Below are 6,974 nucleotides of genomic sequence, written 5' to 3'. Positions count from 1 at the left end.
CACCAATAATAGATGAACTGGGGAATTATTTCTTAGGACTTTCTGAAGATGAATTAAGAAATATAAGAATCTTAGACAGTGGCTGTGGAGATGGAACTTTGATAGATATAATACTAGAAACTTTTCCCTTCTTAACTAAAGACAATATCTCTGGATTTGATAGAAATGTAGACCTTGTCGCTCAATGTAGGGCCAGAGGTTTAGATGTAATCGAAGGAGATATATTAAATATTCCGTTTAGAGAGAGTGACTTTGATATTGTTATAGCATCGGGACTCTTAACGTACAATGTACTTAATTTTAAAGAAGTTAATCTTGCGTTAGATGAAGTAGGGAGGGTCTTAAAGTCGAGGAGTCAAGATCCCAAATCAGGATTATTTATTATTACCGGAAATATGCATCTACTTCCCGATATTGAGGATCCTTTTGTTTATCCCAGGATACGTTTTGAAAGAAGAGGTTATCAAGTTGATAGAATGTGTTTTCCAGAAAGAATATTCAACTCTGAATCAGATGCTTTCTATCCTAGAGATTTTTTTGTTTTAATAAAAAAATGAAGAATAAAAAAATACTTTTAATTTTAATAGTAATTAGTTTGCTCCTCCCCAACTTTGCAGATGCGAGGAGGGTGAGAGCAGATATAAGAATCCCTATATCTGCTAAGGAGCTTAGCAACTATTTTCTTAGAATCGAAGAGGAGATTCCCAGAGTTAGGTTTGACAGAGAAACAATTATTCAAAATGAAGTTGTCCTTGAAGCATTGCTTGGTAAGATGCGTGAATATAATCATGGCGTGGAATCAATAGAAGAAATTTATAATATTCTTGCAATGATTGAAGATATTGCTGAAGAAAGATTGGGAGAAGAATCAAGATATGCCAAAGTATATATCACAAACAATACAACAAGTGGCGGTTTTGGATGTACCACTGTAGTTGTTAAAAAACATGATACACATGACGTATTATGGAGACAGACTTACGATCTTCAAGATAGCGATTTTAATGCTGACAATACAGCCTATGTATTAGAGATCAATAATTTGGTTGAATTTTTTAATTTGTTTAGCATTGATATGTATCAGAGTTTTATGCAAGGGCTTCTTGCTCACGAAATGGCACATCGTATTCTCGCTTTTGATATAGTTATCTCTAGCTTAATTAAGGGATTTCAGGATGGGTTCTCAGAGCACAAGCATGTTGCTGGATTAAAGTTTGATTTTACGCAATATCCGAATTTACCCCAAGACAGATTGGTAATTGCCTTGGGAGAATTAGCAGCTCAAAAGATTAGCTCTGAATTAGTTCCCATAGAGTTAATCCAAGACAATTATAGATTAAATATGGCTAAGTATACTTTTTATGGAAATTCTCCAAGTAATTCAATAGAGGCTTCTTTTACAATAGCTGTTGGTGAAATGTTAGGTTTAGAAGTTTTAAGTAGCTATTTACGTGGAATTTTTGGAAACAAAGTTGATGACAATCTTGTGGTAGATTTTAAATATTTTTTTGAAAGAGTTAACTTAAAAGATGAATAAAAAAAACATCTTAATTGTGCTGTTCTTGTCTGTAGTTCTGACTAACACCTCTGAAGGTAGGAGAATCCATATATCTTCACAACCGCAAAAAGGCCAGATAATATTTTTTCAGACCTATCATTTTGATAAATCTGATTTTGATCTGATAAAAGGACCTATCGAAAAGCACATACTGCAAGCACAACAAGACGGAATAGAAATAGTATTCCTCACAGAATACACCGGCCCATCTTTAGATAAAGTTGTAATTATTGCACGGTCTTCTGGAGTACCTTTACTAGATTTTTTGACAGAAAAAACTCATCAAGATAGCTTAAAAAATATTTTTGAAAATGGAGTAGAAAATATGACTCGCTTGATGGCAACATCGAAAGATGGTGTAGGCTCTGGTAACAACGAATATACTGGAGCTACTTTCGAAAGATTTGATAAACCACTCATGAGATTGCTGGCGGAACATAGAATACTTGTAGTACCTGAACCAATCAGCTTTGAAGCCTGGAAAGATTTTCTACTATGTGAATATCATCATTATGTAGCGCAGCAATACCTCGTCTCCGGTAATACAAACGCATATTTATACCATGCCCAGGAATATATAAAATATGAGTCTCGCAGTATGCCTGCACGCGAAAAAGAACTTTTACAATTCTTAGATACACAAATACAGCCGGACATGATGATCCTTGCTGACATGGGTATTTTTCATACAATAGAAAGCCAAGCTAACGCCAGCTACTCAATTGAGACTCATCAGGCATATGAACCATCGCATTCGCCTTTAGAAACTCTGGTAACCAGAGAAATAGCCGGCAAACCGGCTTCGTTTGCAGAAAAAGAAGATTTAATGTATAGAAATATTATAAACCACCTGGCTTTTACATTTCTTATAAACTACCGACCTGATTTACCCGCCCATAAAAGTGCAGTGATAGCTAATGCAATAAGCACTACATGGGGAAGAGATGTCGCAGAAGAATTAATGGCAATATTACAAACAAGAGGACTTCTTGGCGGTTATGCCCGTCTGGCATCCAAAATAGTTGAAGATTCTCCGTTCAGCGCTGAAATTCGCTCTTTATTTAATATCCTTGAAAATTAGACAATCAATAAAACCGCATAAATAAGAGAACTTATGAATAGGGCAGATACAAATTTCAATGTATCACTTTTCTGTTTTGCTATATCTTTTTTTCCTTGACAAAATACATACAGCAACATACACTCGTATGTATGAAGAATAATAGCCCGTTTACAAGAAAACAGCTTGAAGCCATCTCTCATATCAGAGACTGGTTAATGCAGAAGTCCCGTACTCCTTCTGTCAGGGAATTAATGGCTGAGTTAGGCTATAAATCCCCCAGATCAGTACAGGATATCCTTGAACAGCTCCAAGAGAAAGGTGTCATAAGAAAGCTTGATAAAGGAGATTATCAGCTTGTTATGGACCCTGATCTTGGTCCAGCAGATGCTCAAACCACAAATATCCCTTTAGTGGGTGTTGTATCATGCGGGATGCCGATGTTAGCAGAGGAAAACATAGAAGGCTATGTTCCTGTCTCTACTTCTATTGCAAAACCGGGATCAAAATATTTTCTATTGCATGCAAAGGGAGACTCTATGGATAGGGCAGGGATCAACGAGGGTGATCTTATTTTAGTCAAACAACAGCCAACAGCTAATGAAGGAGATAAAGTTGTTGCTTTAATTGATGGTGGTGCGACAATTAAGGAGTTTCATAGAACTAAGGATATGATTATTCTAAAACCAAACTCTTCTAATGGAAAACATCAACCGATTATCTTAACTGATGATTTTCAGATTCAGGGAATAGTCTTAGCGATTATACCTAAATCATGGAAATGAGAACACTGGGAGTAATTATTGGTTTTTTCGTTGGGCACAAGTCGCGTGATTAGTGATTTAGACATTTTGTAAGTAATTTAATACAAAACAGGAGGAAGATATGGAAGCCAAGAAAAGCTTTACAGCTGAAGAAGCAAAGAGTATCGGAGAGGCTTTGGGGTTAAAATGGGATAAGTTTGACCTGGAACAGTTCCGTATGGGCATGGACGTAGAACTTGAGCATGGTTTAGTAGATTCTTCTACAAATGTAACTAATGATGATCCTTTAGTTACAGGTAAGATTGCTCTTGCACACCTTAATGAGTTTTCGGATTATTACACAAGATTGGAAAAGATGGAGGAAGAGGCAGATTCATTCTGGGATAAATAAAATAACTAGTTAGAGGAGATTCTATGGAAGTAAAAGAAGTAGGAGAAAAATATCGCTGCAATGTTTGCGGCAACGAAGTAGCAGTCATAAAAGTCGGTGGAGGCGAATTGGTTTGCTGCAATCAGCCTATGGAAAAGTTGGATAGCAGTAAGTAAAGATCCCGGTTATGCTTCTTATGATTCTAGCTTGATAACATCTTTGATAAGATTAAAATAAAAACATAGTTTAAAAGTCCTGCGTTCGAAGGGGGAACCTGGACTATAAAAAAGTAAAACCTTCGTTTTAGTTTGTTTAACATGCTAAGCGAGGGTTTTTGTATTTAAAAGAGGTGGAGGATAAAATATGATCACTATAAAGAACAGTCTCAATGTAACAGATAAACTCTCCATTTTAAGCAGAGATTCCAGTTATGACCTGGCTTGTGCCTGCGCTGGGGCTAAAGATGAGCATAGAAGCCGTTCTAAGGACGATAAATGGGTATATCCGACTACATTGCCTCAGGGTGGGACAACTTATCTATTTAAGACACTTCTATCTAATGAGTGCGTAAATGACTGCAAATACTGCCCTCTAAGGAGCAATCTTGACCCTGAACGCTGTAGATTAGAGCCTGATGAGCTAGTTAAGGTATTTATGGACTATTACAGGAAGAGAAGGGTAGAGGGCTTATTCTTAAGCAGTGGGGTTATAGGTACAGCTGATAATACCATGGGTTATATTAATAGAGTTGGTGAGATACTTAGAAAAAAGAGCTTTAGGGGTTATATCCATCTAAAGATAATACCCGGTGCATCTGAGAATGCAATCCGTCAGACTCTATCTTTAGCAAATGCAGTCTCTTTAAATATTGAGACAGCAGGAGAAGATCATTTTAGTAATCTTTCAAAGCGTAAAGACTATCTAAAAGATATTATAGAGCCAATACGACTTATAAGCCGCTTAAGAGAGGAAAACTCTAAATACGCCCATGTTAAGCAGACCACTCAGTTTGTAGTAGGTGCAACTGATGAGACTGATAAGAATATAGTAGATTACTCCTGGAGACTTTACAAAAGACTTAATCTTAACAGGGTTTATTTCAGTGCTTATCAGAGAGGGTTGGGAGAGAGCACATTAATAGGTGAGAACTCACGATACTCAAATAGTGATATCTTAATGCGTGAGCATAGGCTCTATCAGACAGACTGGCTGATACGTAAATATAACTTCTCACAAGATGAGATTCCATTTGATAAGGAAGGAAACCTCTCTTTAGTAGAAGACCCTAAAGAGGCCTGGGCCAAGAGACATCCGGAGTATTTTCCTATAAATATAAATAGAGCAGATAAGTTTAAGCTTATGCGTATACCGGGATTGGGTGAGGTTAGTGTTAAGAGAATATTAAATATAAGAAAGAGCGGGGGAAGGGTCAGGAGATTAGAGGATTTAGGTAGTGTAGGCAAAAGGCTTAAGAAGGTGGGTAGGTATATTAGTTTTTGAGGGGAAGATCCATTATTGACAACCCTAAATATTGAGAAGTAAAATAAAGTAAGAGCAATTATGGAAAAAAACATTCAAATTATAGAGACAGACAGTAACGACTTCAACAAAGTTATGGAAGTTGAAGAACGGGCGTTTGGATACACGAAAGAAGCTAAATTAACAGCTGACCTCTTGAAGGATAAAACTGCTGAGCCTATTCTTTCATTGCTTGCACTTGATGAAGATAAAGCTGTAGGACATATTTTATTTACAAGAGTATATATTAATGAGATGACAACAGCTCAGCCCTTAGTCCATATCCTTGCACCGTTAGCTGTTTTGCCTGAATATCAAAAACAAGGAATAGGTGGATTATTAATCAATGAGGGTCTAAGAAGACTAAAAGAAAAAGGTTCCAAAATGGTTTTTGTCTTAGGTCATATGGAGTATTATCCAAAGTTTGGTTTTGTTCCAGATGCAAAAAAGATAGGTTTTTCTGCTCCATATCCAATTCCTGAAAAGCATGCAAATGCATGGATGGTTCAGTCATTGAATACAGACGGATTTCCGCTGGATAAAGGGAAAATAATTTGTGCTGATGAATTGAATAAACCGGAGCATTGGAAAGAATAAATGATGCATGAAAAATCATATAAAGATATAGAAATCAAACAATTAAACTCTTCCGAGCGAGAATCTGCCTTATCTCTTATTTGCGAGGCTTTTAAAGAGCATCCTATGCTTCCTCCTGGTACGTCTCATAAGACTACACAAGCTCTGTTCCGCTTTATGTTTGATGAATTCGGCTCGAAAAAATCAACCTGCATTCATGGTATAAAGGATAGTGGCAATAATCTGGCGTGCACGGCATTAACTTTAAGCAGCACCGATGAACCCAGTTTATTGGATGCACTGCGTTGTACTTTGTCTTTTGTTCGTATCTTGGGGTGGAGTCTGGCATTAGCTTTTCTACGGATAAATGCCTCTAAACCTAAACGCACGGAGCCCCATCTCGAATTATTACTGCTGGGAACTTCGCCTTCATTCCAAAAGGGAGGTTTGGGTCGTGCCATGATGAGCCACCTTTATAAATTTGGCAAGGACAAGGGGTATGCAGGAATCACTCTAGAAGTTGCTAAAAACTCGCCTGCCTATGGATTTTATTGTCGAGAAGGATTTGTCATAGATAAGACGGTATATATCAAAGATATGCCGCTTTCTCTTATGCATTGTAAGCTTGATTCATAATAAACGGAATAATGCTTTATTATTCTGGTAGAAATTGTGGATAATCGGGATAGTATTTCTCAATAGTAATGTCGTCTTCGCGATATATCAATGAAGGACTGTACTCTATACCTATAGGAATATCCTGAGGCTCACCATTCTTCCATGGAAGAGATATGAGGGCTAAGCTATCACCTCGTGCAGCGGCATAAGTATAGACTTTATAGGTATTCCTGGCTTCAAAATATTTTAACAATACTTGATAATCTTCAGCTTTTCTAGGCTCTGCAGATATAACTATTTCACGGTTATCAAGCACATGCCTTGCTATCCTACTTGCCGGATCCAAATAATCCATTTCTGCAATCTCTTCTAGGGCAGATAAAATCATCTCTTTTTCTGCCTCGTTTTTAGGCCGCAGCATTGCAATGGCTTCGGTACAAACTTCAAGAAATACGAATTTCCAGTGCATGAATTTATTTTCCATTGACACAAAACCACGTCTCATAGAAT

At 37.1% G+C, this 6,974-nt stretch carries 10 protein-coding genes; 9 read left to right on the top strand and 1 reads right to left on the bottom strand.

The features are described from left to right. From P9X27_02410 to P9X27_02370, 9 genes are all read left to right on the top strand, one after another. A partial coding sequence (locus P9X27_02410) for a class I SAM-dependent methyltransferase (GenBank protein ID MDP8253231.1) occupies positions 1-557 on the top strand: 557 nt, incomplete at its 5' end. After that, positions 554-1,537, top strand: a complete 984-nt coding sequence (locus P9X27_02405) for a hypothetical protein (protein ID MDP8253230.1) — start codon at positions 554-556, stop codon at positions 1,535-1,537. The genes P9X27_02410 and P9X27_02405, both read left to right, overlap by 4 nt. Further along, positions 1,530-2,639 (top strand): hypothetical protein, encoded by a 1,110-nt coding sequence (locus P9X27_02400; protein ID MDP8253229.1) that lies wholly within the window; start codon positions 1,530-1,532, stop codon positions 2,637-2,639. Before P9X27_02405 ends, P9X27_02400 begins: the two co-directional genes overlap by 8 nt. A gap of 131 nt (positions 2,640-2,770) precedes the next feature. Further along, positions 2,771-3,403: a transcriptional repressor LexA gene (lexA, locus tag P9X27_02395; GenBank protein MDP8253228.1), complete on the top strand. Its 633-nt coding sequence runs from the start codon at positions 2,771-2,773 to the stop codon at positions 3,401-3,403. 100 nt (positions 3,404-3,503) lie between these two features. Then, the gene (locus P9X27_02390; GenBank protein ID MDP8253227.1) at positions 3,504-3,773 is read left to right on the top strand and encodes a DUF5661 family protein; all 270 of its coding nucleotides are present in this window, start codon (positions 3,504-3,506) and stop codon (positions 3,771-3,773) included. Between the two features lie 23 nt (positions 3,774-3,796). Continuing rightward, positions 3,797-3,928, top strand: a complete 132-nt coding sequence (locus tag P9X27_02385) for a desulfoferrodoxin FeS4 iron-binding domain-containing protein (protein ID MDP8253226.1) — start codon at positions 3,797-3,799, stop codon at positions 3,926-3,928. 187 nt (positions 3,929-4,115) lie between these two features. Beyond that, positions 4,116-5,252 (top strand): helix-hairpin-helix domain-containing protein, encoded by a 1,137-nt coding sequence (locus P9X27_02380; protein ID MDP8253225.1) that lies wholly within the window; start codon positions 4,116-4,118, stop codon positions 5,250-5,252. A gap of 60 nt (positions 5,253-5,312) precedes the next feature. Continuing rightward, a complete protein-coding gene (locus P9X27_02375; protein MDP8253224.1) occupies positions 5,313-5,867 on the top strand; it encodes an N-acetyltransferase in 555 nt (184 codons plus the stop codon). Next, positions 5,868-6,482, top strand: a complete 615-nt coding sequence (locus P9X27_02370) for a GNAT family N-acetyltransferase (GenBank protein ID MDP8253223.1) — start codon at positions 5,868-5,870, stop codon at positions 6,480-6,482. It abuts the gene before it with no gap. Between the two features lie 19 nt (positions 6,483-6,501). On the opposite strand, the gene P9X27_02365 is transcribed toward P9X27_02370, so the two are convergent. Then, positions 6,502-6,974: hypothetical protein (locus P9X27_02365; protein ID MDP8253222.1), on the bottom strand; the 473-nt coding region annotated here is incomplete at its 5' end.

Source organism: Candidatus Kaelpia aquatica, from assembly GCA_030765335.1.
GTDB classification, from domain to species: domain Bacteria; phylum Omnitrophota; class Gorgyraeia; order Kaelpiales; family Kaelpiaceae; genus Kaelpia; species Kaelpia aquatica.
Note: the sequence above shows the minus strand (reverse complement) of the source record. Positions and strands in the feature narration are given on the sequence as shown.